Consider the following 26518-nt stretch of genomic DNA (forward strand, 5'->3'; position numbering starts at 1 on the left):
CTCAGAGTTTACACTATCCGATGGGACTTACTTCCGAATCGAGCTTAATAAAGGCCAGCAAATCCACATACATATGGATAATCTGAAGATCCAGATGTCTATAGAAGAATTTGCTGAGCTTGTAAACGCTACCGCGAATGCCGAACATAAATTGAAATCTCTCAAAAACATTCATGAGTAGTAAGACGTATTTTGACGAGCAAAGCCAGGAGAAACTGCGGGAAATCATAGAACAATTCAATAGCCAAGGCGTTGAATACATGTTTTTGAAGGGTTGGGAGGGGTTGCCTCAATTCACAACGGGGAATGATATCGATATGTTCATTAAAGCCGAGGACTTTGACCAGGCCTTATCCATTTGTGATTCCCATGGTCTCGATCGCGGTATCACCACCCATGGCCGACTAAAAGGAATTGCTGAGTTAGGTTTTAAAGCAGTGACCACACATCGGGATCAAGCTAAACAACTAGTTGGAGAGCAAAATCCATCAGAAATCATGAAAAAATTGCTCTATCCGTCTTACAACATAAAAAAGGAGAATCCAGAATATAAAGCGAAAGCTGGGCTGCATTACCGCGAGTTGAAGCTTGATATAACCAACCACCTTATTTATAGGCAGGCAATGGGGGAGAATAAGCAAAGGGTCAATCCCGATGTGGAACAGATATTTCTAGAAAATAAGATGAAAATAAATGGTTTTTCTGTCCCTAATCCTCCCTGCGAATTAGCTCATTTAATTTGTCGAGGTGTCTTCGATTACAACTACAAAGATGAAGGTACTTTTCCCGATTACTACATTGACCGCTGTGATGAACTAACTGAAAAAATATTCAAATCCGAAAAATATACTGTCATGCTTAAAACGATATTAAATTATTTATTCTTCCAAGCTAGCGACCTGGTCTATGAACTAGTGGAGAATGGAGAATACCGGCAGATTAGAACAGAACTAAAACAGTTTTCGGACTATTGACAGATTATATTTCCAACTTGTATCCAATACTGTAATCAATTGCGGTTGCACTCAATGCCGCGTGAGAGTCTATACACCGTCGATGGTGAAAGCGATGCCGAAGCGGAGACTGCTCAGGCCGTGTTGTCAGCGATGATGCTCAAGAAGAACGAATAAAACACCGTTTGGAGTCCGAGGACAAACGCCGTAAACACGACGAGATTGGTCGCAACCACGGGCAACACGGTGAACCCACTCGCGATCCAGGTATAGACGAGATAGCTAGTGTGGACTGCTCCCGCGCCGAACACGGCAAGCCCAAGCGTCGAGCCGTGTTCAAGCTGGAAGTGGTCCAGCACCCACGTCGTTAATGGATTATCCGGTTTACGGATGGGGTCGGCGGCAACCGCACTGAAGATAGCGAGACTACCCAGCTGATAGCTCGCAATCGTGAAGAGACTGCCAGCAATCATTGTATAGCCCCCGAAGGTGACACCACCGAGACTGACGCCCGACAGTGACAGTCCCATCGTCAGTAGTCCAATTGCAAACATCGCCACGGCAGACACCGAGAACAGATACCCCGGCGCGTTCTCGAGCATGAACCGGACGTGGCGCCAGCCATCCCGGAAACTCTCCAATGTGGCCTCACGCCGCGCTCGTGGTACGTGATTGGCACCTCTTCGATGGTCAGATTTTTGGCGCCAGCCTCCATGATCATCTCGCTGGCGAACTCCATGCCCGTCGTGGTACAGTCTAACGTCTCGAGGGCCTCGCGGCTCATCACACGGAACCCACTATGGGCGTCCGACACCCCAGCCCCGTAGAAGTCGTTTGCAGCCATGTCGTATTGTCGGCTGCCAGTTTCTGTTTGACCGGTGCCGTACTGCACTTCACACAGACGTACCGGTCATCAAGGATCGAGTGACCGGCACATTGCAGGAGATACATTTGAGAAATCCACTGGCAATACATCAGTCAGGGCGAGGCAGCTCGGCGACGTATCCCGGTGGACTGACGAAGACAGCACCGTGAACATTTGTGTCGATTAGAGCGGCGCATAGCACACCTGGAGCAACCGTTTTGGAAACGGGGTACAGTCAGCGCGAAGAGAACAGGCACTCAACTCTACGCTTGCTCAACCAGAGCGTCTGTATAATTGTTGCATTCCCCATAGTTACAAATAGGAACTAACATCCTAGTGTGGAGTAGTCCATATTTGGGACTTGCAGCAGTGGCCCGCCACTGAGTTGAAATTGGCAGTCCGACCACACCCTGGAACCAGTCGCCCCAACGGATTTGCAGTACAGACGCCGTAGTCGCTGTCATCTTTCAGCCGCTCCATACGGGGTAACAGTATCATCCCGATGACGATCACTGATAGCGGGCTCCAGCCGCCCTCTGGGGGTTGTAATCCGCGGTCCGGGCCAATCTCACAGGTTTTCCTCGTCAGAAGCTAGACAGTGGCTGCACACGACGTCGGAAAATGGTGTAGAATCTCAACCTCGACCGCGCCAATCACCGAGGGGGCCGACACCCTTCTTGACCCACGACACGACGGGCTACTTAAACCAACTCGGCTTTAGTCGCTTGAAAACACGGACCTCATGAGGTGTGCAACAAGTCCCATCGCGCATCGCATAGTGGATGGAATCTCCCCATAGGGCGCAACACGTAAGCACAACGTTCCGGCACACCTCAACGATGGTTAATCACTCACCGGTTGAGAAACCCCCCCACTTCACCGACTGAAACGCCCATCCATTGACCTCTAATTGGTTAACCAGTACCCGAGCAGAATGTACCGGTTCTCAACAGCGTTTCCCAAGTTCGGACGGTGTTGTTTGAGAGACAGAGTCTCTCATAACCACGATACAGCGAAGCTGTTTCGGACGACAGCGGGCATGTGGGGCGTGGACGTCCGTGACTCACAACACCGTTTTGAGGTTAACCGAAAGTGACGTAGGAGTATCCGACCGCCCCACAGGAAGCCTCGGGGTCGCCGAAAGGCCGGGTCTTTCAGGGTGACGAGAAACCTTCGGTCTCTCGAACCACGTGACCCCGAGACGGCTCACTCACTCCGACTGGCGATAATGCTCAGGAAGAACGAGTAGGAGACCGTCTGAATTCCAAGCACCAGCGCTGTAAAGGGAACTAGGTTAGTGGCAATCACCGGCAGTTGCGTGAACCCACTCGTGACCCAATTATACATGAGATAGCCAGTGTGGAGCGCCCCAGCACCAAATACGAGGAGGCCAAGTAATGCACCATGTTCAAGCTTAAATCTATCGAGCACCCACGTCGTGAGCGGATCCTGTGGCTCTCGAATCGGGTCGGCTGCAACCGCGCTGAAGATGGCGAGACTTCCTAATTGATAGCTAGCAATTGTGCAGAGACTACCAGCAATCATGGTGTAGCTCCCAAACGTCACCCCACCTACACTGATATTAGTGAGCGAGAGACCCATCGTGAGGAGTCCGATGGTGAACAGGCCCATTGCAGGCACTGAGAACAAGTATCCCGGTGCGTTCTCAAGCATGAATCGAACGTGGCGCCATCCATCGCGGAAACTCTCTAACGTCGCGTCACCCTCACGTTCATGGTACGTAATCGGGACTTCTTCGATGGTCAAATTCTTGGCGCCAGCTTCCATAATCATCTCGCTGGCGAACTCCATGCCTGTCGTTGTGCAGTCCAACGTCTCAAGTGCCTCTTTGCTCAACACACGGAATCCACTGTGGGCGTCCGACACCCCAGCCCCGTAGAAGACGTTCAAAAACTTCGTCAACAACGGGTTGCCGATGTACTGGTGGAGTTTCGGCATAGCACCGGGCATGATTTCACCGTCAAGGCGACTGCCCATCACCATATCCACCTCACCGTGGACGACGGGCTTGAGCAATCGCGGAAGGTCTTCAAAGTCATATGTGGTGTCGGCATCCCCAATCGCAATATAGTCCCCACGCGTCCGCTCAAACGCATACTGGTAGGCATACCCGTAGCCGGGCTCATCCGGTTCGACGACTCGTGCACCCATCTCTCGAGCAATCTCTGGGGTGCGATCCGTTGAGCTGTCGCTGATAATGATTTCGGTAGTGATGCCGATTTCCTCAATGCCGTTTTCGATTCGCTCGATACATTCAGCGATTCCCTCTTCTTCATTGAGGGTCGGCATCACGACGCTCAGCGCCGGTTCGATGTCGCTTTCCCGGTCGACAAGTAACCCATCGGATGGCGCTGGGCGTTGTTCAGTTTTCGATGCTGTCGATTGGTGGTCCGTTGTTCGTTGCGTGCCTTTAGTTGCCATGCGTGCCAGCGTACTCCTGATTAGTCGCTCTGCGCTGCAGTTGTGTTATTGGTCTGTATCTTCTGTTGGAGTGGTGCTTCTCCGCATTTCACACAGACATACCGTTCATCAACAGTCTGGATTACCGGTGCATTGCAAGAAATGCATTTGAGTGCTGCATCACGAGCGGTGCGTGGGTAACGTGCCATTGTGCTTTCACGCGCACTACCCCGTAAAAGTTCTTACTGTTATGAAACGTCTTTTATAGATTTCATTCTTTTCTATTAACAGTCTAAAAGACAGAATATTGTAAATTCGGCCTTAGATGGGATTGTTGTGATTCGATGAGACTGGTCCCACGGACTCTTTTGAAGAGAACCCCCAGAAAGCCAAGAAAACGGGCAATCCTATTATGCGCAGACCCGTTTGATGCCCTCTTCTAAACTAATCCCGGTTCCCCGCCAGTCATAGCATCCGTTTTGCTCCCATCAGCCAGCGTATCGTGACGTACACATCGTCTGGAATTGGGCTCTCAACGAGCTCAGGTTCAATGTTCGTTCCCAACTCATTGTTGAGCATGTCGACCGCTAGATATTCACATAGAATCCAACACGTAACCGAGGACGAGTAACCAACTCGGAGGAGCATTCCCGGACTCAATCCGTCAGTACTGATATCCCACAACGTTTTATTGTCCACTGACAAGCGATGAGCGTATGTGGCCATAGGGACACCTCGCCGTCGGCTATCTCGTCTACACGCTCGTCACCCAGATCCGTAATCACCACTTCCTACAGGTCTATCCAATTATTGCTCTTGCAGTCGGCACCCAGTTTCCTGATCTCATCGATAAACCACTCGCGTGGACGTTTGGTATCCTTCCAAACAGCCGCTCACTTACTCATTCAGTGTTGACTGCAATCATTGTCATTACCGCGCTTCGATTCCTCATCCAACACAGACACCATCTCCGCCATGTAACTGCATTTAGCATCAGGTATCTCTCGCATCTCGGTGCCGATGCACTCCACCCCTTCATAACAGGCGAGTATTACTACTCGCCTTCCTCGCCTGGCCAGTTGTCCCACCAATTAAATATCCCACCGGAAAGAGCTTCCTCTCACATTTCCAAGGAATCGAGATTACGTCGTTCTTCGCCTTCGAACTCGCTCTTGTTGTACTTGCAGTCGGCTTCTGGGTCCAGGACGGCATGCCGGGACTCTCCCCCGTAAATACTATTTTACGAAAGGTATACCGAAAGCTGACCGTAGACCAATACACTACGTCTTCCCTACACTATACATGACCACCCAAAATCGAGGAGAGAACTATTAACGATTATTTTTCCTCCTCGCAAACCGCTTCTTGAAGGTCTCCTAATAAATCAGGATAGTTTTCTGCAAGTATTGTTACATCCTCGGGGACTTCTTCATTGATACGTTTGCGTACTCGTGAGACGGCTTGATAGCGCTTTTCTGTACCTTCATACTCATCTTCACTTAAGTATTCCCGGTCAGTGTCTGTCATGAGAGCGCGATATCTGCTCACAGTAACTCCGCTTTTGGTTTGCATCTATGTGAATATATCTGCCTCTACGACTTAAACATTTGCACTAGTGCAATCATGTGCACTAATGCAAAGTTATAAACTGCGGGGACTACAATAGATTAATAGAAGCGCGATATGCCGCAGGAATCTGTGGCCCGCTGTTGGAGCAGCGGACCGCGCTTCAGGAGCAACTGAAGCATGTCAACGAATGCAACCGCGAGTGAAGAGTGTTCCGACGAATCGTCGTCAACTGCCTTCGACCCCTCGGCAAATATCACAGGCCCTCACACGGGATACGACGCCTACGGGAATGTCGATTATACGTTCTATCGGTGTGAGACGTGTGGGCGTGAGTCTGCTAACGACGTGGCTGAAATCCTGCACGCCAAGGACTGCCCTGGAAACTAACCACCGTAATCCTTCACACTCATGTCTGAACTCGTTTCTGAGACGGCGGTGGAACAGGCACTTCTTGGACTGCAGGTCGGCCAGCAGCAGTCCTGTGACTGGTGCTGTGAATGCGGTCGGGAACTCCATAGCGGAACTCAAGTAACTGCATACGCGTACAAACCAGCGGACGAACCACGATGGGAGGTCCTACGCGTGTACTGCCAGGCGTGCACGCACACTGAGATTGAGACGCCGACGCTTGGGACAGCGGAAGTGTTGGTGTCGGCGTGTCTGGCGCTGACGCAACTCGCTGCTCGCCAGACCACACGGCTCGTCCTCTCCGACGTTGAACTGCACACCCATAGTGCACTGACCGACGGCACAAGCCCCTAACCAACCTTTTCTCACTCCCCCATGTCTCTCACAATTCATCCACATCGACAGTCCCACAAGCACGAACAACTCCCTGCAACCCATCAACAGCCACGGACTCCCCGATACACAATCGATGCACCAATACAGCGATCGTCCACGGCAACCGACCTCATCCGAATAGAGCGAGGGCAGCGATGAGTACTCAGCGTAGCCCGCAAGCGACAACCGTCGAGAAACTTGCAGCTCACGTCCAACAACTCACCGAGCGCGTCAGCGACCTCGAAGCAGAACTCAAAGAGAAAACCGCCCAAATTGAGACACTGGAGGCCGGCCTTCAAGAGGAACGCCAGAAGCGACACGCCGTTGAAGACCGACTAGCGGACGCCGAACAGAAGCTCGACCAAATCGAGTTCAAAGGCGTCGACTGCCCAGACGAAGCGGACGCGCCCAACCTCTTCATTGCGGGCATCCCAATCGGCCAGATGGTCACCAGCCACGGCGACGCTATCGACCGGCTTGAACACAACCTCGAGGACCACCAAGAGACCATACAAGACGAGATCACCAGCGAGGAGAACACTCGCGTCAAAGAGGACAGCAAGATTCGACGTCGGCTCTCACACGTCGAAGACACGGTCGGCATCGACGTGCCCGAAGCCATCCACACCGCCGAAGCCGGCACCGACACCCAGCATCTCTCGAAACTCGAACGGTTCATCCGCCATGGCCCAGAGGCCGTGACTGATGGTCGCGTCTACCCCGTGCATGAACGTGCTCGCGAAATCGCGCTCAACCTCGCCGACTGGGGCACCAAGATCAACGACGCCTACGGCAAACGCGTTCGGTTGCGCTCGGTCAAGGACAACCTCAAAACGCATCTCGAAGCCGCGTTCGACCGGTCGTTCCAATGGGGTGAAGTCTACCGCGCCATGGAGAAACTCGACGACTTAGCAGAGGGAAGCCAACTCTCCCTCAAACACGGCACCAAGGACGAAGGCAAGTACGTCCTCGAGTTGAAGTTCAGCGATGGTCGCGGCTCCTCGTTCGCAACGGAGTGATCGACGATGGTGCTGTCGCCTACACATGATGTAAGCCCGGTAAACCCACGGCGGTGTAACCACCGTACGACCAATCATCAAACCAACTCACGATAGGCCACCAACGAACTCCCGTACCGAGATTGCAGTGCTGTTAGCATGGGTTGGGTAGCTGTATGTGTATTTCTCTATCGGCAGTCTACGGCAGTACTGCGGACAGTCGCAGCGGAGTACCGTCTTACAGCAGGTGTAATCTACCGGCGAGCACTAATTGAGCGAGCCACTACTGGAGTTCTCCAACGAGCGCCGTGACCGCTTCATCGACGAGGTCGGTCTCTAGACGACCCTGCCAGAAATCGATATCTTCGTGGCTGATCGATTGGACACTCCAGGGTGCAATCCGGCTCTCATCCGGCGTCCCACCACGAAGCCAACTTTGCTCGGGGATGTCGATAAGGCCGTCCATCCAGGATTTCGATGTCAACGTCAGTACGATGTACTGGTCACCGTGGAACGGACGCCCCTTGTGGTTCGAAAGAACGAGCCAAGGCCGAGCGGCTCCTTCATCTTTGAACGGGTCATCACCGTAGACGACGTCGCCTTGCTCGAAAATCGGGGAGGTCCTTTGTCGGTCACTGATTGTTCTCTACGCTTGGATGGGGGTCGCTTGGGGCGTGTTCACGCCATGTTTCTTTGTCCTCTGCACCGAGTTGTTCGTTGAACAGAGCTGTTGCCCGTTCGTAGCCGGTGTAGCTTTTGAGTCGATCTGGGTCGTCGATTACCGCCCAGTACGTTGCCTTGTGTTCGACCAAGCCGCGGTCTTTCAACCGTGAGAGTGCGGTGCTCACTGCGCCCTCGTCTAAGCCGACTTGAGAGGCGATTTCGCGTGCTTTGAATGCACGGTCTTCGTGGGTAGCGAGAAACCCGAGTACTTGGTCTGGGACAGAGAGTTCCGCAAGTTCGTCCTCACTTGTGTTCTCGAAGGTTTCTCGATCGATAGACATCGTTAAATGGAGGTATGACGTCCATCGTGAAGAGTGTTAGGAGTGAAACCTGCGAAAACATTGAAGGCTACATTCGGATTGTACAACGGTTAACGAGAGCTCACTGCAATGGTCCAGAGGCCGTGACTGATGGCCGCGTCTACCCCGTCGTTGTTTCTATGGTCTGATATCAAGGCGCTGGTGGAGTTCCACAGGTTTGTTTGTCTCTGCGTGAGGCCGTTTATCGGAGGCACGTATTCTATATCTCAGGTCTTTTGTCTTCGTGCGACTCTTCGAAGAGTTCGTGTGGAAGTTTGGTGTTCGCTCGCTCCGGAGAGTGTATCCCAATTGGGAGCATAGCTGCTTTGCTTGTATCCTAATTGTATCCCATGGGGGTTTTCTAAAGCAGCGGAATTGCATTCCGTTGGTTTTCAGTTGGGCTTGACAAGGCCGATCGTCCAATGAGAATCTTCTAATGCAGGTTTCTTGCTCCTCGTAGTGGTCGAGATTATGTGAGTGATTAATGATATGTGGGGGGGTGCCTCTTCAGCACCGATGTCAACTGAATATCCACTCGAGGAACTTGCAAGCCTCCCGAGTTTCTACCACCCTGCCGCATCACCTGACGGCGATGCAATCGCAGTATACTACGATGGTACTGGCCGAAACGAACTCTACATAGTTGATCCCGAGACGGGCGAGAAAACCCAAGTCAGCGATGGGAATATCCCACGAGACGCTAGATATCCATTCCGCTGGGCGCCCTCTAGAGAGCAGTTTTATCTAAAGTGCAGGCGGGCAACACCCCTTCCTCAAGAAGCAACGCAGGCCGAAGGCCGAGTAGCGCAGTAGGGAGGGGATACGCCCGCCGTCATCAGCCAGCAAACAGCCCGAATCCAAACATTTACCATTGGTTCTAAAAATAGCGTAATAGAATGGTTCAGACGCTCCAGCAAAATCTCGACGGTTTGACTGCCGACGAGTACGAGGTACTGCGGAGCCTGAGCCATCTCTCGAAAAACCTCTACAACAAAACGCTCTACGAAGTCCGACAGTACTACTTCGACAACAGCGAGTACCTCAACTACTACGACGCCTACGATCAGTTGAAAACCAACTGGAACTACGAGGTACTCCCGAGTCAGGTCGCTCAACAGACGATGAAGCAGGTCGATAGGGGATTCAAGTCGTTCTTCAATCTCATGGAGAAAAAGCGCGAGAACAAGTACGACACCGACGTAAGTCCGCCATCGTATCTGCCGAAAGATGGGTTCTATACGCTCGAATACCCATCGCAGTCGTTTCAGGTCAAAGACGACCACATTCGACTCGGTATCCCGCGAGCGTATCGCGACGAGTTCGACTGCGACCTGACTGAGATTCAAATCCCGTTCACCTACGACGAGGTACGGGACGCGAACATCAAGCGCGTCCAGATTCTCCCGAAGGCCGACGCGCAATACTTCGAGTACCGCGTGCTGTACGAGCAGGACGTAGCGGACGTAGAGACGATTGATGGGTCGTGGCTCGGTATCGACCTTGGCGTAGACAATCTGGCGACGTGCGTTGACCATCGAGGCCACTCGTTCATCGTGGACGGTCGGCACCTCAAATCTCAAAATCGGTGGTTCAACAAACGACTCGCCCACTACCAGTCCATCAAGGACAAGCAAGGTATCGAGGGTACGACCCGTCGTATCGAACGACTGCACCAGAAGCGTCGGTATGTGGTCAATGACTACCTCAACAAGACGGTTCGTACCATCACCGACTACTGTATCGAGAATCGTATCGAGACGGTGTACGTTGGTGACGGAAAAGGCTGGAAGCAGAACGTGAACCTCGGGGATAGGACGAACCAGAATTTCGTCCAGATTCCGTTTGACACATTGAAACAGAAGTTGAAGCACAAACTCGACGCCCGCGGTATCGCGTTCGAGTTAGTACCCGAAGCCCACACGTCGAAATGCTCGTTCTACGACGAGGAGGCTGTCGAACACCACGACGAGTACGTTGGTGAGCGTGTCGAGCGTGGCTTGTTTGAGGCGTCGGATGGGACGTGCTATAATGCCGACGTGAACGGTGCGGTGAACATGGCTCGGAAGGCCACAGGCAAGCCCAATTCGGACATGTTCGAGTCCGAGGAGGGTGTAGAGCGGGCTGTGGACGCCCCACGTCGAATAAGCCTCTTGGATATGGAGGAACCTTCGACGGAAGCCCCTGCCTCAAGGAGCGAGCGCGTTAGCGCGAGCGAGTAGGCAGGGGTAGTTCACTTCCATCAGGACGACGATGGCGACGAGCAGAACGACATCATGGCCGTCGACCACGAGGGCGAAGTCGAAGCTATCGTCGAAAACGATAGCCAGTGCATGATAACCGACGTCAGTCAAGACGGCAGTCGACTGCTGTTCATGAGTGACGCAGGCGACCAATTGAACCTCTACGAACATGACCGTGAATCCGGCAAGACAACCCAACTCCCAGAGTACCGTTTACCAGTTCGGCACGGTCACTACTCTCCTGACGCCGACCAGATAGCGTACACGGCGAACGAAACAGACGATCTCGATAACCGGGACGTCTACGTGGCGGACGCTGACAGGTCGAACGCCCGAAATCTCGAAATCGGTGAGGTTGGTGCTGAAGCTAGTGTAGTCGACTGGCACCCCGACGGTGACCGCTTACTCGTTTCGGACAACTCGACCGACAAGCCCCGGTGTGGCGTCTATCATCTCGAACAAGATGACGTGACTTGGTACACGGACGAGGAGGACGTTGAGTCTCCGACGACGTTCCTTCCGGACGGACGTGGGTTCTTAGCGACTCGGACACAGGAGTGTGCAGTCGTTCCGGTTGTCTACGACCTTGAGTCAGGCCGAGCCCGAGAACTCGATCTGCCCGAGGGTGTTGCCTCCGTCCCGGGGTACGGTGATGCCGCTCTTCTCTCGGAGTCGGAAATACTGCTTACCCAAGAAACCCCGACGCAGCGTTCGGCATTACTCATTCATGACCTCGAAACCGGCGAAACCCGAACGGTACTTGAGCCGGAGTATGGCGACCTCGACCCAGAGGGTTTCGTCGATTGCGACTACCATACCTTTGAATCCCATGACGGGGTGGAGATAGAACTCCTCGTCTATGATTCGGGCGAACGGCCGTCGCCAGCAGTCGTGAAAGTACACGGCGGTCCGCCGACACAGGACCTCCGAGATTTTGATTTGTACGCACAGTTCCTCGCGACACGTGGCTACAGCGTGCTGGAGGTCAACTACCGCGGGTCCACCGGGCGTGGTCGTGAATTCAAAAACATGATCAACGATGACTGGGGTGGTGCCGAACAGGGCGACATCGCTGAGGGCGTCCGCTGGCTCGCTCAAAAAGACTGGGTCGACGAGGACCGAATCGCGGTCTTCGGCGGCTCCTATGGTGGATACTCAGCATACATGCAGATGCTTCAATACCCAGAGCTGTATGCCGCAGGCATTGCTTGGATCGGCATTACCGACCTACTGGCGCTCTACGAGGAGTCGATGCCTCACTTCAAATCCATGCTCGAAAAGTATCTCGGTGATTCCGAAGAAAATCGAGCACTCTACCGCGAGCGTTCGCCCATCGAACACGTTACGAATCTCGATTCGCCGCTCTGTATCGTCCACGGCGTCAACGACCCGCGATGCCCAATTAGCCAGGCACGGCTTTTCCGAGACGCACTAGAGGACGCCGGCTACGAAGCGGGCACCAACGGAGACTTCGAATACAACGAACTCGGCGAGGAAGGCCACGGCTCCACAGACATCGATCAGAAAATCCGCGCGTTCAACATCCTTGCAGACTTCCTCAATCGACGAGTCCCCATCGAGAAAACCACCGAACAGACCCATTGACATCCTCCCCCTCCCTGAAGGGCGAGGATTTCCGCGTCTTCAGGCGCGAGAGGAGGTCAATACGTTGTCGTGATTTTGATGTTTGCACGTTGCATGTGTATCCCAAGTGGGAGCATGTCTTCTTCACTGTTATCCCAGTTGTATCCTATGAGTTATCTGTGGCTGAAGCCGTGAGATTAAGCGTGGACTCCAATTCTGGCCGATTTTTATTTACAATGGTTTGTTTTTTGTATCGTCGCTTCTTTATACCTCGTTGCATAATATCAGACAGTGTCTGATATGGCGAAACAAGGTATAAGGGTGTGCATCGACGCGTACCCCGGTGACGATAGGAACGTCTTTCGCATCGGGGCAGCCGACGACATTCTCCGCCTGCTAGCTGACGCCCACAGGACGGAGTTCACAATACCAGAGCTGGTAGACGCGACGGAAGTAACTCGTTCAACAGTCTGGCGAGCAGTCGACTTACTCGACAGTATTGGGGCAATTCGGATTCGGGAAACGCCACAGCGAAACTACGTCTCAATCGACCCGAACCGTTTACAGAAAGCCGATTCGATTCTTGGCATCGAACAAACCGAATTTCACAAACCGATACGCGCATTCGTTGAAAAGGTACGTGAAGCTATTACTGAGGTCGATGATGTTGATAATCTCCTTGGAATTGTTGTCTTTGGGAGTGTCGCTCGTGGCAACGCTGATAGACAGAGTGATATCGACCTGTTCATCGTCGTCGACGGGGATCGGACCAGCGCACGGCGTCTCGTAACAGACGTGGTTGGCGACCTCAGTGAACGACGGTTCAACGGGGATCGATTCGACTTTGAACCATACGTGGAATCTGAGGAGAGTGCACAACGAGCAGGGGCAAAACTCCAAGAGATACTAGAGGAAGGGATTACAGTATACAGTGACGACCGTTTCGAGTCGGTCCGCAAGGCGGTGTTCAACGATGGGTAGTATGCGTATTGAGCAACTCATTGACGAGGTGCAAGCGGCGTTCGATCGTCGACCAGCCGACATCGAACACGGACTTGATGTCGATGATGCTGCCTTGCTTCAGTTGCAGAAAGCGTGTCGGTTACTCGCTGGCGCTGAATCGCTCCAAGAAGCAGGCTACTATACTCTCGTAATTGAAGCATCGTTTGTCGCAATCGAACGAACTGTCGAATTCCGACTATTGGAACGTGGGACGATGCAGCCCGACGATTTACCGGGTACCATCCCGGTGTGTATAGAGAGGCAGCCTCAGCTGGCATCTTCGCTGAAGCCATAGCAGAGGACCTCGCAGACCTTTGGCGCGATCACAGAGCGAAAACCTACTATCAGGATGGACTTGCCACAGCGGACCGCGCCAAAAAAATGTACGAACTCGCCCGCGAGAACCACACCTTCATCGTCGGTCGCTCCTCACAGGGCTATGAATATCTTTGTAACATATAGTAATAGCATGTATTGATTTAATTTAGGCTACTCACAAATGCATTCGCGGAAACCGCACTTTGGTTAGTAAGAGTTGCAGGTGTATCTTCTTCGTTTATTATCTCTGATAGTAGTGCTGGCAGCTACGGGAGATCCCTCCCTATACCACGTATGGGAACATCGAGGTCCTTTTGTCCTCGATTCGTCCGTGTTTTCTGTGGAGCAAGGTAAACCGATATATCGGATGATTAGCGTTGGTTTTATTACCAACGCTTTTATTGTGTTGGCCGTAGAACCAACATGTGTGGATGGTACCGACGGTTGACAATTTAGATGAGTACGAACGCTCTCATGTTTACGACGATGGGACGTTGGTTCGGATATCGATTCGCCGAACTCAAGACGATGCCTATCCGTCAGGGTGGCGGTATACCCTCCACTATGGGAAACTGACACCGGACCCAGAAACGCTAGATGATGGGACGATTCGGCGCTACGATAATGCACACGAGGATACAAAGGGACACGAACGGCATGTCGCACCCGACCCAGAACCGGAGTACATCGACTTCCCAGGAATGGAAAAGTTGTACGAACAGTTCTGGAACGAAATTCCAAAACAACGGTTCACACCATCCAGCGACAACGATACTAGGTGATAGAGATGACTGATAAACAGAACGTGCTCATCGTCACGATCGGTAATGGCCAAGAAATGCATGAAGAAGGGCGCAAAGCAATCCAGCAACTTACCCACGGTGAACCAGTCGATACGCCACCGACGGTGACGTTCGCGAACGAAAAACAGCTCGACAAGGTCTTTAACGAACGCACATACACTCTGCTGCGGGTCATTCGAGATCAGCAGCCCCAGAGTATCCGAGAGACTGCTCGTCTCGTCGACCGGGATGTAAAAAACGTCCACGAGGAGTTAACGAAACTTGAAGCCCTCGGCATCATTCAATTCGACGAGAACGGCCAATCCAAACGCCCCATCTTCCCCTACGACGATCTCATTATCAGTCCCTTTGCACACGATCAAGGCGACACCCAAGCAATGGCCTGATCTTATCCAATCCGTTGAATGAAGCGATGAACGGCCAAGTGGACTCAGCTGGGGGTGACGTGGTGCGCTTTGCCGTCAGAATACTCCAAAATCTATGGAAAAGGTTGAAATTCCAGGGATGCGACGAACTACTACACGTTATAGATTCATCATGTCACGTTTTGTCGGAATCGATTTTGGTACTGCAACAAGCACCGTAGCCATCCTTGAAGAAGGGATTCCGAGGGTCATTCGGACGCCCTCGGGTTTTCGCACGACTCCCTCGACTGTTTCGTTCCCTGGTGAAATCACCGTCGGTCGGACGGCTTCAGATAGAGCTGTCAGTCGAATCAAGACGTACATGGGTGAGAAGGGCGTGGCAATTGCTGGGGAGACCTATCGTCCGGAGGCCGTGGCGGCACTCGTTTTTCGGAAGCTGAAACAGGATGCCGAAACATACCTCAAGTCTGCTGTTACTGGCGCAGCAATCGGTGTTCCGACACAGTTCTCTCTCCGACAGCGCCGAGCGGTAACGCAGGCCGCGCAGATAGCAGGCTTCGACACTGTGCGGCTTCTTACTGCCCCTGCTGCGGTATCTCTCGCGGAGACGCATGACGAGACGAATCGCACTCTCTTAGTAGTGGACGTCGGGGCTGCTACGACCAGCGTCGGAATCATAGATGTTGGCGGTGGCGTCTTTGAGGTGGTTTCGACGACTGGCGATACTGAACTCGGGGGTCATCACTGGATTAACGAGGTTGTGACGTGGTTCTGTGAAGAGACCAAGGCCGAGTCTGGCGTCCGCATCGCTGCTGATGGACCCTACTCGCAACAACTCCAAGACGCCGCAACCGAGGCTGTCTGTACCCTTGCAAGCCATGATTCTACCCAGATGTCGTGTACAATTTCGACTCAGTCTGGGCCGACGAGACTGCTACAATCGTTGAGTCGGACGCAACTCGTACAGATAACAGAGCAACTCGGCAACCAACTTGTCGAGCCAATACAGCAAGCGATAGCTATGGCTGGGTATACCGGCGAAGATATTGACGATGTTATCGCCGTGGGAGGAGTGACTCGCTTGCCGCACATTCAGTCTCGGATTCGTGACTCAAGTGGGCAACCACCCCGGAGACCGGCCGATGCAGTTGGGTCCGTAGCACGGGGGGCTGCCGTTGAGGCTGGCGTCCTGTCCGGCAGGGTTGACGATGTCGTTGTTCTGGATACACTACCCCGGTCGCTCGGTCTTGAAGTCCAGGACGGGTTTGAGCAGCTAATCGAAGCGGACACTACCATCCCGACGCAAGCGCCAGAAAAATTCACAACTACGACTGACGAGCAGACCGCAGTCGAACTCCGTGTCTTCGAAGGCGAAAACGAAACGGTGACCGACAATGAGTTCCTTGGGGCCCTCAACCTCGATGATATTCAGGTAGGGCCAACAGGAACCCCCGAAATAGAAGTCTGCTTCAATATCGACGAAAATGGGAATCTGATGGTCGATGCAGTCGACACAGAGACCAACGTTCAGGAGCAACTCGACATTCATCACGCAGTCGGCCTTTCCAGTGACCGAGTTGACCGTCTCCGCGACTCGTTCGCCGACGTCAACTGCAACGCCCGGTCATCTTCGATAGATCACTCTATATTCGATAGTGCAGCAGTAGGACGAATATCGACAGTAGACACCCCAGAAAAGTCTGCGAGAGTCCCACAGCCGGCCGTCGAGGAGGGTTCTGATACAGATAGTGAATCAGATGGAAGTCCCGAAGACGCACGTGGCTCAGGGGGTACTCCAATTGAACAGGTAGACTTCGATTCTGCAGCGTCCGCTGAGAGTTTCCTCGAAGATGTGCTTTCGATACGTAACGACCTGTCACAAGCCGTCGACGCTGATGGAAGTGACCCGTCGCAAGTTGAGCACGGTGTAGAATTAATTGTTAAACGGTTCGGACAATGCCTCTCGGAGTCCTCTGACGTAGAAGAAGTAAATCCGTCGCTCCAGTCGCTTCTGGAAGCACTCGAACGTATTCAAAATGGACTACAAATGGCACTCAAAGCCGAATCTGAGAACACGGCTAGACTTCAGACGAATATCGAGAACGCAGTCGGCAGTATCGATCAAACACTTGCTACCGCTGGCATTACCATCATTGATCCAGAACCAGGAACAGTAGTTGATTCAACCAGACATCAAGTGATCGATACGGTTTCAAGTGATCGGCCTGCAAACCAGGTTCTAATTGTCGTACGTGCAGGATATGAACACGAAAACGTCGTACGACAACCAGCGAAGGTCCTCGTTAGTGACAGTAATTGACATCCTCCTCGGGCTAAAGCCCGAGAAATCCCAAGCGTTGGGATAGTACGGTTTGCAGTCACCCTGTTCTTGTAGGTGGGACGCACCCGTGGATTTGTCGAACAGGAAGACTCTGGGTTATGCCAGCCGTTACTCACCAACACTATTGCAGGAGTTGGACGCCCTAATTCAAGCACTCTGGGACTAGTCTCCCCCTTGCTTTCCGTCTGTGCTCCCGAGACGACAAATCTGTGGCCCTTCTGCTCATTTATCGGAGTCGCTGTTCGATCTCCTCAGCGGTTTCCTGTGGCAAAGAATCAAGCCGTCGATGTAGCTCCTCGAACTCGCCTGTCTTTGACTCAAGGCAGTTTTCACGAAGATACGCACTCCAGGTCTCGGATTCCTTGTCGTCGCGTAGCTCTTCGAACAACTCACGTGGAACTTTGATGTTCGCCCGTTCCATCTTCCTACAAGGAGGGAATCCCGCCCTTTAGGCCGGGAGGGAATCCGACAACCCTCCCATTAACCACGTTCTGATGCTCGACCCGAATGCCGACCGCCATCTTTAACTTACGTAAGAACTTACGCTTAGACGGATGAGGGCCGACTTCGATATGGAGAGAGGCGGGCCACTTCACGAAGCCGTGAAGGAATACGCCCGCGACCACGGAATACGCCACTCCCGCGCGTACCCTGAACTCCTCCGCAAAGCACTCGAATCCGAAGGCTACGATGTCAACGACTCAGACGGCGAATAAGACACTGGAAGCCACGCTCGCACCACCAACGCGGTGCAAAGAGCAACGCCTCCAGCAAACCCTGTCTGAGTATCGTGACGCACTCCACGACGCCTTCGAGCAAGACTGTACGACGATGAGCGCCACGAACGACGTGGTGACGCCGTACAACCTGCCGTATCAAGCGAAAGATGCCCTCAAATCCTACGTCCCCAAACTCCACAACACGTACAACGCCAACGAGTTGGACGACGAACACCCGCTTCGATTCGTGAATCGAGCCGGGAAGTTCGACCGGGACTCTTCGCGTGAGTACGAAATCTGCTGGAACGTTCCACAGCCCGGTCGCGGAACCAACTTCTGGATTCCACTCCGACTGAATCCCGAACAAGAGGGGCTGTGGGACGACCTCCTCGATGAGGAGTCAAGTACGAAGGTGGGCGAACTTCGCTTGCAGAAACATCGGAAGACGTGGACGCTCCACGTCACCGTCGAATACGAGGTCGAAGATACGACCAATATGCCCGAGAACCCGACTCGGGTCGGCTTCGATATTGGGGAGTCTATGCTGGTCACGGGCTGTGCCCTCCAGCACGGCACTCCCACCAAACCGTTGCTCATCAACGGGAACGAAGCCAAGCGACTCCGCAAGGAGATGCACACCACGCTCACGCGTCTGCAAGAGCGAGACGCATCCGAGTGGCGCGTCGAAGAACGCTTCTCGTACTACCAGAACCGACTCACTGACATCATCGAGAAGGCGTCTCGTGAGTCCGTCGAGTACGCTCAACAGTTCGAGAACCCCGTCATCGTGATGGAAGACTTGGCGTACATCCGAGAGTCACTGGACTACGGGAAGTACATGAATCGACGCCTGCACTCATGGGCGTTCGCCCGCTTGCAGGGCCGTATCGAGGACAAAGCACGAGACGCGGGGATTCCGGTTCAGTATGTTCACCCACAATACACCTCGAAGACGTGCCACTCGTGCAAGCACATCGGGTATCGGCCTCGGCAAGCCGAGTTCACGTGCAAGAACCCAGACTGCCACGTATCGATGTTTCAAGCAGACATCAACGCGAGTGCGAACATCGCACGGCGCGTCAACCCGTGGGGAGAGAGTCTGCCGTGGAAACAGGCAGACGATGACTCGCCACAGGACGGGAGCCGTTGTGACACGGCCACGGCTCACCGTGAGACGAGCGAGACACCCTCGCAGATGACGCTCACGGCCTACGAAGAGTCGGAACCCACTGCCAGCGACGACTAACTGGCATTCCCACCGTGTGGGAAGCCCCGCCGTTCACGGCGGGGAGGATGTCACGTTGCGCCGTATCGGGCTCGCAACCCCATCGACAGACGTGCTTGCTGCCGTCCACGACGTTCAGGTGATCCAAGAAACAGAGGGGCTTGATGCAATTGTTGAAGACCACGACACCATCGTCGACACAATCGTAACGCCAACCCAGACAATCACGGTCGCAGATACGCCACCGAAACCGAAAGGGATTCACTGGTCACTTCTCGACGAAGACGAAATCAAATCGATTCCACCGCTGCAAGTACTCTGGGAACGCGACGACCAGCCCGTTCGTTGACCGTCTCCACGGCCTACAACCGTGAACCGCCTCGGAGTCAAGCCTCGAGACTTTTCGGGGATGCCGACATCGCTCCACTTGCGCCCACCGGCTGGACCGTGACTGATCGCGCAGAGGCTATCACTACTCCTGACCTCGGCGCGCTCGCACTTGATCAGCGTACCGTTGTCGTGCCTGCGAACGTTGCAGAGGAGGCCACGAACCAAGTAGCCTGCGTCAGGTGCGTGCTCAGTCATGTTCGGTTGCGAGAACCGACCGTGAGAGTTTAGGCGATCTCTTTTCTGAATCGCATGCCATGGACCTCCCCGCGGTCGGCTTAGGGACGATGGGCATCGAGGACCCCGCAGTCGTCGAACGCACCATCGAGCTCGGATACCGTCACCTCGACACCGCACGGATTTACGAGAACGAGGCCGTCGTCGGTGAAGGAATCACGGCCAGCGATGTCTCCCGCAAGGAATTGATTATCGCCACGAAGGTGTGAGCGACGAGTCTCGCGCCCGACGACGTGGTCGCCTCGACGGAGGCCAGCCTCGACCGCCTAGACCTCGACTACTTCGACCTCCTGTACGTCCATCGCCCTATCGAGATAGCCAGTCACCGCACCGTAGAAGGTCTCGGTCCCGAGTAACTTCGCCCCTGATCTCGGTGGATTCGCGTGATTTAAGACCGCATCTTACTGAGGTTCTATTAATGTCATCGATTGATTTGACGTCGAGCCAGCAGACGATTCTTACGGCGCTCGTCAACCTGCACCGCGAGTCAGAGAGCGCGGTCAAAGGCGAAGAGATTGCCGAAGAAGTAGACCGCAATTCCGGCACAATTCGCAATCAGATGCAGAGCCTGAAAGCGCTACAGCTCGTTGAAGGCGTTCCCGGCCCCAAAGGCGGCTACAAGCCAACTGCCAACGCTTTTGACGTACTTGGAGTGCAGGAGATGGATCAGGCAGCACAAATCCCTCTATTGCATGAAGGCGACCGTGTCGATAATGCCAATGTTGAAGAGATCGACCTTACGAGTATTTATCACCCTGAGCTCTGCCGGGCCGAGATCCATGTTCGCGGCTCAGTTCGTGAATTCCATGAGGGTGATACAGTGCAAGTCGGCCCGACACCGCTGTCGAAACTTGTCGTCAACGGCTCCGTCGACGGCAAGGACGACACCAGCAACATCCTCATCTTGAAAATCGAATCCATCAAAGCACCAGCTGAAGAACCTGAACACTAATTTAGCAGTGATATCGGGGTGCTAGCCCGCAGTACCAACGAAGGGAGCGACGCGGTTAACGCCGCTATCAATATGTTACTGTTACCCATAATAATTGTTGCCCTTCATTTGTGATTGTTCAAATATAGTTGGATACTGTGTTCCAGAAATAAGAATGCAACTTGCGTTTCGACTATCTAGTTGGGCACTTCCGAGAGTACAATTGTGAACCGACAGTATGGGTTTGAGAAGGAAGGCCTGCGTCTTTAGCTAATTACAGGCGGTAAGCCCCTTCCTCAAGGAGCAACACAGGGAGCGAAGCGACCGAGTAGCGTTAACGAGACGCTTCGCGTCTCGTTCGCACATCAGAAACCTTCGATTTCTGAGGACGCAGTAGGGAGGGGATACACCGCCGTCATCATCTCGCATACACTGTCTTGTTGCAGGCCCACGCACCGACACACTTATGTTGAAACTATATATAAACACTGGTGATGGATAGGCACGAAATCGAAGGCCACGAAGTCATCGAGGGCGAGGTGAAAGCCACCGGCAACGGCGCACACGTCCTTGTTCCAAAGCGGTGGCGTGGCGCAGACGTGAAAATTGTCCGAACGTCCGAACCCGACGAGTAGCCGATGAACTACAACTATAGGTATCGCCTTAAGCCGACAGAAAGCTAGCGGGAGACGCTGGACTATCACCGAGATACTTGTAGAAACTCTACAGATGAGCGAGGCGAGTGCCTCGGGGCTTGCCCCCGAGGTACTTCACCACAAAGGTGGTGGGTGATCTAGACTGTCAGGACACTACTCGGAGAGAGATCCGGGATTCCATGTTCCGTCAAAGTCTTCGTGAAGGAAGGGTTTCGCATCGGATCCGGCGTAGGTGCCGACGACCTGTCCGTCGCCTTCGAGATAGTACTGGTAGGTCGTTAGTCCCTCAAGGCCGACTGGGCCTCTGGCATGGGTTTTTCCGGTACTGATGCCGACTTCTGCACCGAGACCAAATCGGTAGCCGTCGCTGAATCGTGTCGAGGCGTTGTGAAACACGCTCGCCGAGTCGAGACTCCGCATGAAGATACTGGCTCGCTCGGAGTCATCAGTAACGATCGAGTCCGTGTGCTTCGACCCATACGTTGTGATGTGGTCGAGAGCCGACTCCATTGAGTCGACAACTTTGATTGAGACAACTAGATCACCGTACTCGGTCGACCAGTCCTCCTCAGTAGCAACGTCCGTATCGATGATGTCGCGAACGCGGTCGTCGCCCCGCATTTCGACACCGGCAGTCTCGTAGCGGTCGGCGATCATTGGCAGGAACTGTTCGGCGACAGTGTCATGAACGAGGAGGGTTTCGACGGCGTTACAGACGGCAGGGTACTGCACCTTCGCATCGTAGGCGATGTCGGTCGCCATCGAGAGATCTGCCGCGTCGTCGACGTAGACGTGGCAAACACCTTCGGTGTGGCCGAGCACGGGGATGCTCGTGTTGTCCTGGATGTAGCTCACGAACTCCGAACTCCCCCGCGGCATAACGAGGTCGATCGAATCATCCATTTCGAGTAGCGTATCAACGTCTGCCCGGGCTTCGATGAGTTGTGACCATCCGTTGGGCATGTCGGATGTCGCATCCTGAATTATGTCGAAGAGCACCCTGTTGGATTGGCTTGCTTCGCTGCCGCCTTTGAGTATCACCGCGTTGCCCGACTTGAGGCTGAGTGCGGCGATTTGGACGAGTGCGTCGGGACGGGATTCGAAAATAGTGCCGATGACGCCGATTGGAACTGTAGACTTGTAGAGTTCGAGATTCTCGTCGAGTTTCCGCGCTGTTTGGGTCTTTCCAAGGGGGTCTTCTTGGGTGGCGACGCTTCGAACCATCTCCGTGATGCTCTCGAGCTTTGCGTCCGAGAGTTTGAGGCGGTCGACAAGAGCCTGACTGTACTCGCCAGCCTCAAGGAGCTTTTCAGCCTCACGGACGTCAGTTTCGTTGGCCTTGAGGATTTCGTCGTGTCGTGCGTCGATGGCGTCAGCGATCGACTCTAGGGCCGCCGAGCGCTCGTCGTCAGATAGTTGTGCGATTTCTAGCGCGGCAGTCTGTGCCTCTTGAATCTTGGTTTCGGTGGATTTCTCGCTCATAGGTCACACGTCGTTTTGAGTGGTTTCTGCGTTGTTGCTCAGGCCGTTGGTGGGGACAAAGATTGTTCCAACCGCTTTGCTGGTTCCGATCTTTGCTAACACGTCCGGTTCAGTGAATTTCGCGATGACGGCAGGAATTCCGTGTTCGCTGACCGAGCGCGCGCCGGTCACCTTGGTTTGAATTCCGCCGAAGGATGCCGTCGAACTATCGTCGATGAGTTGCTGGACTTCTGCGTAGTTGCTGCCGACGGCCTCGATTCGCTCTGCCTCAAGATTCTCCTTGGGGTTGTCAGTGTAGACACCGCCAACGTCGGTGAGTGTAATCAACAAGTCCGCGTCAACACCAATGGCGACTGACGATGATAACATATCGTTATCGCCGATTCGGAGTTCTTCTGTGGCGACGGCGTCGTTTTCGTTGATGACCGGGATAACGCCCCACTCTAGAAGCGTTTCGATGGTATTCGTGAAATTAGTGAACCGGTCGGGATCCTCAAAGTCGTTCTCGGTTAAGAGGATTTGTGCGACCGTCTGATCGTACCGATCGAAACTCTCAGTATAACACCGCATGATCTGGGACTGTCCGATAGTGGACAACGCCTGGGACTCCTCGATAGTCTCGTTTGAGAAGCCCAACTGGCCCTTGCCCGCACCGACCGCCCCAGACGATACGAGTATTACCTGTTTATCCTGCTCTAAGAGCCCGACAACATCGCCGACCAGCTTGTCGATCCTTGAGGTATCGAGGTTGGATGCCCCGTCCGTCAGTGAGTTTGTTCCGGCCTTGACGACGACTCTTTGGGCATCAGCCGCAAGTTCCCGCGTTCGATTGACGATATCGCTGTCGACCGTCTCGATTTCGACGCTGTTGTTCTCGATTGACTCACTCATTGTCAACTTTGTCTGCGAGTTCTGTTGCTCGGTGTTCGGCCGCCGTAACTGCATTGCCGATCGTTTCCTCGACATCGCTGTCCCAGAGGACTTCCATCCCTTCGATGGTCGTTCCCTTTGGGGAACATACTGCGTCGACGAGCTCCTCGATTTCTCGGTCGGAGCGCAGCACCGTCTCCGCAGCCCCTTTAAACGTCTGGGCGGCAAGTATTCTCGCATCCTCCGGGGGTAACCCACTATCTACGCCCGCCGAGGCCATGGCCTTCAGCAGATAGAACACAAACGCTGGCCCACTCCCATTAACCGCGGTCGCGATGTCCATCTGCGCTTCATCAATCTCGACGAACACACCAACGTCATTAAGGAGTTCTCGCACATCGTCTCCAAGTTCTCCCGATACGGCCGCAGCCATATGTCCGTTCTCTGCGGCAAGATTCGGCATGACCCGGACGATGTTCGCGTCAGTTTGATTCTTGAGGACGTCCATCGATACACCCGCAGCGATAGAGACGAGAGTTTGCTCCGCCGAGAGATCGAGATCAGCGACAATCTCAGCGGTGAGATCAGGCTTCACAACAACGAAGACAACATCGGCTTCGGTTGTAGTTGCAAGATCAGTCGTCGTTCGCGTACAGTACTCCGACACATCTTCGAGCGCCTGTTCGTCGATATCACACGCCGTCACACTGTGACGACCAGTCTGGGAGAGCCCCTTCACCAGAGCACTCCCCATATGGCCACATCCGATAACGCTGGCATCAACCATTACTATCCCACTATACTCACACGCGGATGATACCCTCTACGATTTTCTACACAGGCAGAAAAAGCGGAGTACACAGACTGGCCTCCTACCATCCTTGAAGATGAAAGCCTTGGTCAGGTGGCGACCGATAGGGCAGAGTTATCTGTCGAATGGGAACGATTACAGCAATGGATTTCAGTATTAGTGTATATACCGAGTAGTATCGCGAGTGATGGCCGAGCCCGGTCGACCGACGAGGCGTTGTTTACCTGATCGGACGGTCCGGTACGCGTTGAACCAGCTAGAGGATGCCGATCTTGTACCACTGTCTAATGACGGTCCGTACTAGTACCCACTAGAGATTGCCTGCACCCGATTATTTATTCATCTGTGGGAGAGTATCACAGACGCACCGCCAGCGCGATACCTACGCCAAAACCCAAACTGGATTTATCGCGCTTATGCGGGCCATTGCGAGCACCTATGACAAAGCCACGGTTGTTCACCGACTGTCTTTGTCAGCCTGTCATCTGACGCGACACCGCCACCAGTGTGCTGGAAAATTAGCACACAACACCGGGCTACTTGCCCCGTCAACCGCAAGATAGCCCGGTTTTTTGACGGGAGAAAATATTAACTGTGACTCCAGAGATGCGATTACATTTGGGCTACGCGCTCGTGGCATCGGCACTAACCGTCCTCATGGGCTTCGCGGTTATTTTGTCCCTGCCAGGGATATCTCCTTGTTCTTGAATCCTCTTGGGAATCGGAATTAGTTCCCGCTCCTTAACCCATCTTTTTCCTGAAAAATCATACTAATCTCCTATCTATGAGCACACCGGTGGGCCCCGATCTCGGAAACAATCTCTTGGACAGATCTTCCTTTGGATCCATTTGAGTAACCGGTTATAGACAACGTAGTGGGAGTCTGCAGTAGAATACAGCAGAATCAGCAGTCAAATTTGACTGCTGAATTTCGACAGTCGAAATTCTGTAGTCTAATCTACAGTCGAATTTCTGCTGGAGATTTCTTTGGACTTTTCCCGTTGGGTTCAAGAGACAGAGTATGGACGTCGAGCAGCAGGATTTCGACTGGAAAGCAGAAGCCGTCCTTCGAACGCTGAGCCAATTAGATGGAAGCGCCACTACGTCAGAGATTCGGGACCACTCAGCAATTGAGGATAACAACGCGATTCTGTATCGAGTGAACGAGAAACTGGAACCCGCCGGCTACGTACAATCGTCTCGCGTCGATACGGAAGGGGCGATTATTCCGCCGAAACAAATCGAACTCACTGCCGAAGGCGAACAACTTGCTGAAAAACTCCCGGAAGAACAGGGGGATCTAACGCTGGAGAATCTCCCTAGCAAGGTCGAACAACTTACTAAACAACTTAACCACGTGCAGTCACGGATTGAGACGCTTGAAGCCCAGAACATAGCGTCAGATAGCTCCTCGGAGGCGACTTCCTCCTCTGATAGGGATGAGATTGCTGACCTTCAGGAGCAACTCGAAAGCCAGCAAGAACAGCTCTCGCAGATAGAACAGCGTCTCGGCGTAATTGAAGAGCAAGCAATGGGTGGGTGGGCGGACGATAAACAGGAGGAGTTTGAGACACTGTGGAACGCGATGCTCGCAATGCGGCAGTTCCTCGAGAACGAAGTCCAACCCAACACGACAGGGACACTTCACGACTATCAGTAGCCGGACGCAGTGCAAGACGTGGTCGATGTACTCCTAGAGGTTGTCTCCGTGCTCTTTTGCAATCTGCTCGTTCTCGCGCTGCTGGAGGTGGCGCATAGTCGTGACACATAGCGAGCAGAAGCCAACCTTTGAGAGGTGGGGATGAGCGACAGCACCGTTCCACACTACGACTTATCAGACCGATGGTGTCGCAGGTGTATCTGATTAATCTACGGGAAGAAGCCACGGGCCACCGCGCCCGTGGCTATTTACCGGAAGCTATGGAGTGCTAACTGG

The 26518-nt window shown here is 53.5% G+C and carries 25 protein-coding genes and 3 pseudogenes; 18 read left to right on the forward strand and 10 right to left on the reverse strand.

Translation table 11 applies throughout. The features are described from left to right. Positions 1-173 precede the first annotated feature (173 nt). Complete coding sequence (locus tag E2484_RS07550; RefSeq protein ID WP_137284594.1) at positions 174-974, forward strand: nucleotidyltransferase family protein; 801 nt, start codon at positions 174-176, stop codon at positions 972-974. A gap of 113 nt (positions 975-1087) precedes the next feature. On the opposite strand, the gene E2484_RS07555 is transcribed toward E2484_RS07550, so the two are convergent. The 3 genes and pseudogenes from E2484_RS07555 to E2484_RS25445 form a co-directional block, all read right to left on the reverse strand. Further along, on the reverse strand, positions 1088-1555 hold the full coding sequence (locus E2484_RS07555; protein WP_137284595.1) for a hypothetical protein: 468 nt from the start codon (positions 1553-1555) through the stop codon (positions 1088-1090). Between the two features lie 1469 nt (positions 1556-3024). Beyond that, positions 3025-4260, reverse strand: a complete 1236-nt coding sequence (locus tag E2484_RS07560; protein WP_137284596.1) for a glycosyltransferase family 2 protein — start codon at positions 4258-4260, stop codon at positions 3025-3027. A 389-nt stretch (positions 4261-4649) separates the two neighbouring features. Beyond that, positions 4650-4824 (reverse strand): annotated as a pseudogene (locus E2484_RS25445) (NAD-dependent epimerase/dehydratase family protein); the annotation flags it as partial. A gap of 188 nt (positions 4825-5012) precedes the next feature. On the opposite strand from E2484_RS25445, the gene E2484_RS07565 reads away from it, so the two are divergent. Continuing rightward, complete coding sequence (locus tag E2484_RS07565) at positions 5013-5471, forward strand: metal-dependent hydrolase (RefSeq protein ID WP_137285333.1); 459 nt, start codon at positions 5013-5015, stop codon at positions 5469-5471. 106 nt (positions 5472-5577) lie between these two features. Here the strand turns inward: E2484_RS07565 and E2484_RS07570 are convergent, their stop codons facing one another. Further along, the gene (locus E2484_RS07570; protein WP_321112092.1) at positions 5578-5811 is read right to left on the reverse strand and encodes a hypothetical protein; all 234 of its coding nucleotides are present in this window, start codon (positions 5809-5811) and stop codon (positions 5578-5580) included. A 935-nt stretch (positions 5812-6746) separates the two neighbouring features. Here E2484_RS07570 and E2484_RS07575 point away from each other — a divergent pair. Beyond that, complete coding sequence (locus E2484_RS07575) at positions 6747-7610, forward strand: hypothetical protein (protein WP_137284597.1); 864 nt, start codon at positions 6747-6749, stop codon at positions 7608-7610. Positions 7611-7872: 262 nt separating this feature from the next. Here the strand turns inward: E2484_RS07575 and E2484_RS25940 are convergent, their stop codons facing one another. Together E2484_RS25940 and E2484_RS07585 are read right to left on the reverse strand one after the other, a co-directional pair. Further along, positions 7873-8229, reverse strand: coding sequence for a type II toxin-antitoxin system PemK/MazF family toxin (locus E2484_RS25940; RefSeq protein WP_137284598.1), 357 nt, complete (start codon positions 8227-8229; stop codon positions 7873-7875). Then, entirely contained in the window at positions 8222-8593 is a 372-nt protein-coding gene (locus tag E2484_RS07585; protein ID WP_137284599.1) for a MarR family transcriptional regulator, read from the reverse strand. The genes E2484_RS25940 and E2484_RS07585 overlap by 8 nt, the downstream gene beginning before the upstream one ends. Before the next feature lie 534 nt (positions 8594-9127). Here E2484_RS07585 and E2484_RS07590 point away from each other — a divergent pair. The 8 genes and pseudogenes from E2484_RS07590 to grpE all read left to right on the forward strand — a co-directional run bounded on the left by E2484_RS07590 (position 9128) and on the right by grpE (position 17243). Next, a complete protein-coding gene (locus tag E2484_RS07590; RefSeq protein WP_321112096.1) occupies positions 9128-9424 on the forward strand; it encodes a hypothetical protein in 297 nt (98 codons plus the stop codon). An 83-nt stretch (positions 9425-9507) separates the two neighbouring features. Beyond that, positions 9508-10830: an RNA-guided endonuclease InsQ/TnpB family protein gene (locus E2484_RS07595; RefSeq protein ID WP_137284600.1), complete on the forward strand. Its 1323-nt coding sequence runs from the start codon at positions 9508-9510 to the stop codon at positions 10828-10830. A 54-nt stretch (positions 10831-10884) separates the two neighbouring features. Further along, complete coding sequence (locus E2484_RS07600) at positions 10885-12456, forward strand: S9 family peptidase (protein ID WP_137284601.1); 1572 nt, start codon at positions 10885-10887, stop codon at positions 12454-12456. Positions 12457-12735: 279 nt separating this feature from the next. Next, positions 12736-13416 (forward strand): nucleotidyltransferase domain-containing protein, encoded by a 681-nt coding sequence (locus E2484_RS07605; RefSeq protein WP_137284602.1) that lies wholly within the window; start codon positions 12736-12738, stop codon positions 13414-13416. After that, positions 13409-13899 (forward strand): annotated as a pseudogene (locus E2484_RS25945) (hypothetical protein). The gene E2484_RS07605 and the pseudogene E2484_RS25945 overlap by 8 nt, the downstream one beginning before the upstream one ends. Before the next feature lie 287 nt (positions 13900-14186). Continuing rightward, a complete protein-coding gene (locus E2484_RS25455; protein ID WP_137284603.1) occupies positions 14187-14537 on the forward strand; it encodes a toxin-antitoxin system TumE family protein in 351 nt (116 codons plus the stop codon). 5 nt (positions 14538-14542) lie between these two features. Further along, positions 14543-14944 (forward strand): HVO_A0114 family putative DNA-binding protein, encoded by a 402-nt coding sequence (locus tag E2484_RS07620; RefSeq protein ID WP_137284604.1) that lies wholly within the window; start codon positions 14543-14545, stop codon positions 14942-14944. A 151-nt stretch (positions 14945-15095) separates the two neighbouring features. Next, positions 15096-17243 carry a nucleotide exchange factor GrpE gene (grpE, locus tag E2484_RS07625; RefSeq protein WP_321112442.1) on the forward strand — a complete coding sequence of 716 codons (2148 nt, stop codon included), beginning with the start codon at positions 15096-15098 and terminating at the stop codon, positions 17241-17243. 247 nt (positions 17244-17490) lie between these two features. On the opposite strand, the gene E2484_RS07630 is transcribed toward grpE, so the two are convergent. Further along, on the reverse strand, positions 17491-17685 hold the full coding sequence (locus tag E2484_RS07630; RefSeq protein WP_137284606.1) for a hypothetical protein: 195 nt from the start codon (positions 17683-17685) through the stop codon (positions 17491-17493). A gap of 133 nt (positions 17686-17818) precedes the next feature. Between E2484_RS07630 and E2484_RS24825 the strand changes: the two genes are divergently transcribed. The 6 genes and pseudogenes from E2484_RS24825 to E2484_RS07655 all read left to right on the forward strand — a co-directional run bounded on the left by E2484_RS24825 (position 17819) and on the right by E2484_RS07655 (position 21398). Continuing rightward, positions 17819-17980, forward strand: a complete 162-nt coding sequence (locus E2484_RS24825) for a hypothetical protein (RefSeq protein ID WP_170977267.1) — start codon at positions 17819-17821, stop codon at positions 17978-17980. Continuing rightward, a complete protein-coding gene (locus E2484_RS07635) occupies positions 17955-19229 on the forward strand; it encodes an RNA-guided endonuclease TnpB family protein (protein WP_137284607.1) in 1275 nt (424 codons plus the stop codon). Before E2484_RS24825 ends, E2484_RS07635 begins: the two co-directional genes overlap by 26 nt. Positions 19230-19245: 16 nt before the next feature. Continuing rightward, on the forward strand, positions 19246-19557 hold the full coding sequence (locus tag E2484_RS07640) for a hypothetical protein (protein ID WP_137284608.1): 312 nt from the start codon (positions 19246-19248) through the stop codon (positions 19555-19557). A gap of 295 nt (positions 19558-19852) precedes the next feature. Next, a pseudogene (locus E2484_RS07645) lies at positions 19853-20146 on the forward strand (aldo/keto reductase); the annotation flags it as partial. A gap of 104 nt (positions 20147-20250) precedes the next feature. Then, the gene (locus E2484_RS07650; RefSeq protein WP_137284609.1) at positions 20251-20784 is read left to right on the forward strand and encodes an Rrf2 family transcriptional regulator; all 534 of its coding nucleotides are present in this window, start codon (positions 20251-20253) and stop codon (positions 20782-20784) included. A 473-nt stretch (positions 20785-21257) separates the two neighbouring features. After that, positions 21258-21398 carry a DUF2080 family transposase-associated protein gene (locus E2484_RS07655; protein ID WP_137284610.1) on the forward strand — a complete coding sequence of 47 codons (141 nt, stop codon included), beginning with the start codon at positions 21258-21260 and terminating at the stop codon, positions 21396-21398. A 174-nt stretch (positions 21399-21572) separates the two neighbouring features. On the opposite strand, the gene E2484_RS07660 is transcribed toward E2484_RS07655, so the two are convergent. The 3 genes from E2484_RS07660 to proC are packed head-to-tail and all read right to left on the reverse strand — an operon-like array spanning position 21573 to position 24558. After that, a complete protein-coding gene (locus E2484_RS07660; protein WP_137284611.1) occupies positions 21573-22901 on the reverse strand; it encodes a glutamate-5-semialdehyde dehydrogenase in 1329 nt (442 codons plus the stop codon). Between the two features lie 3 nt (positions 22902-22904). Continuing rightward, on the reverse strand, positions 22905-23792 hold the full coding sequence (gene proB, locus E2484_RS07665) for a glutamate 5-kinase (protein ID WP_137284612.1): 888 nt from the start codon (positions 23790-23792) through the stop codon (positions 22905-22907). Beyond that, positions 23785-24558, reverse strand: coding sequence for a pyrroline-5-carboxylate reductase (gene proC / locus E2484_RS07670; RefSeq protein ID WP_137284613.1), 774 nt, complete (start codon positions 24556-24558; stop codon positions 23785-23787). The genes proB and proC overlap by 8 nt, the downstream gene beginning before the upstream one ends. Before the next feature lie 1045 nt (positions 24559-25603). On the opposite strand from proC, the gene E2484_RS07675 reads away from it, so the two are divergent. Next, positions 25604-26242, forward strand: a complete 639-nt coding sequence (locus E2484_RS07675) for a hypothetical protein (protein ID WP_137284614.1) — start codon at positions 25604-25606, stop codon at positions 26240-26242. Positions 26243-26518 lie beyond the last annotated feature (276 nt).

Source organism: Halorussus salinisoli (assembly GCA_005239435.1).
GTDB classification, from domain to species: Archaea; Halobacteriota; Halobacteria; order Halobacteriales; family Haladaptataceae; genus Halorussus; species Halorussus salinisoli.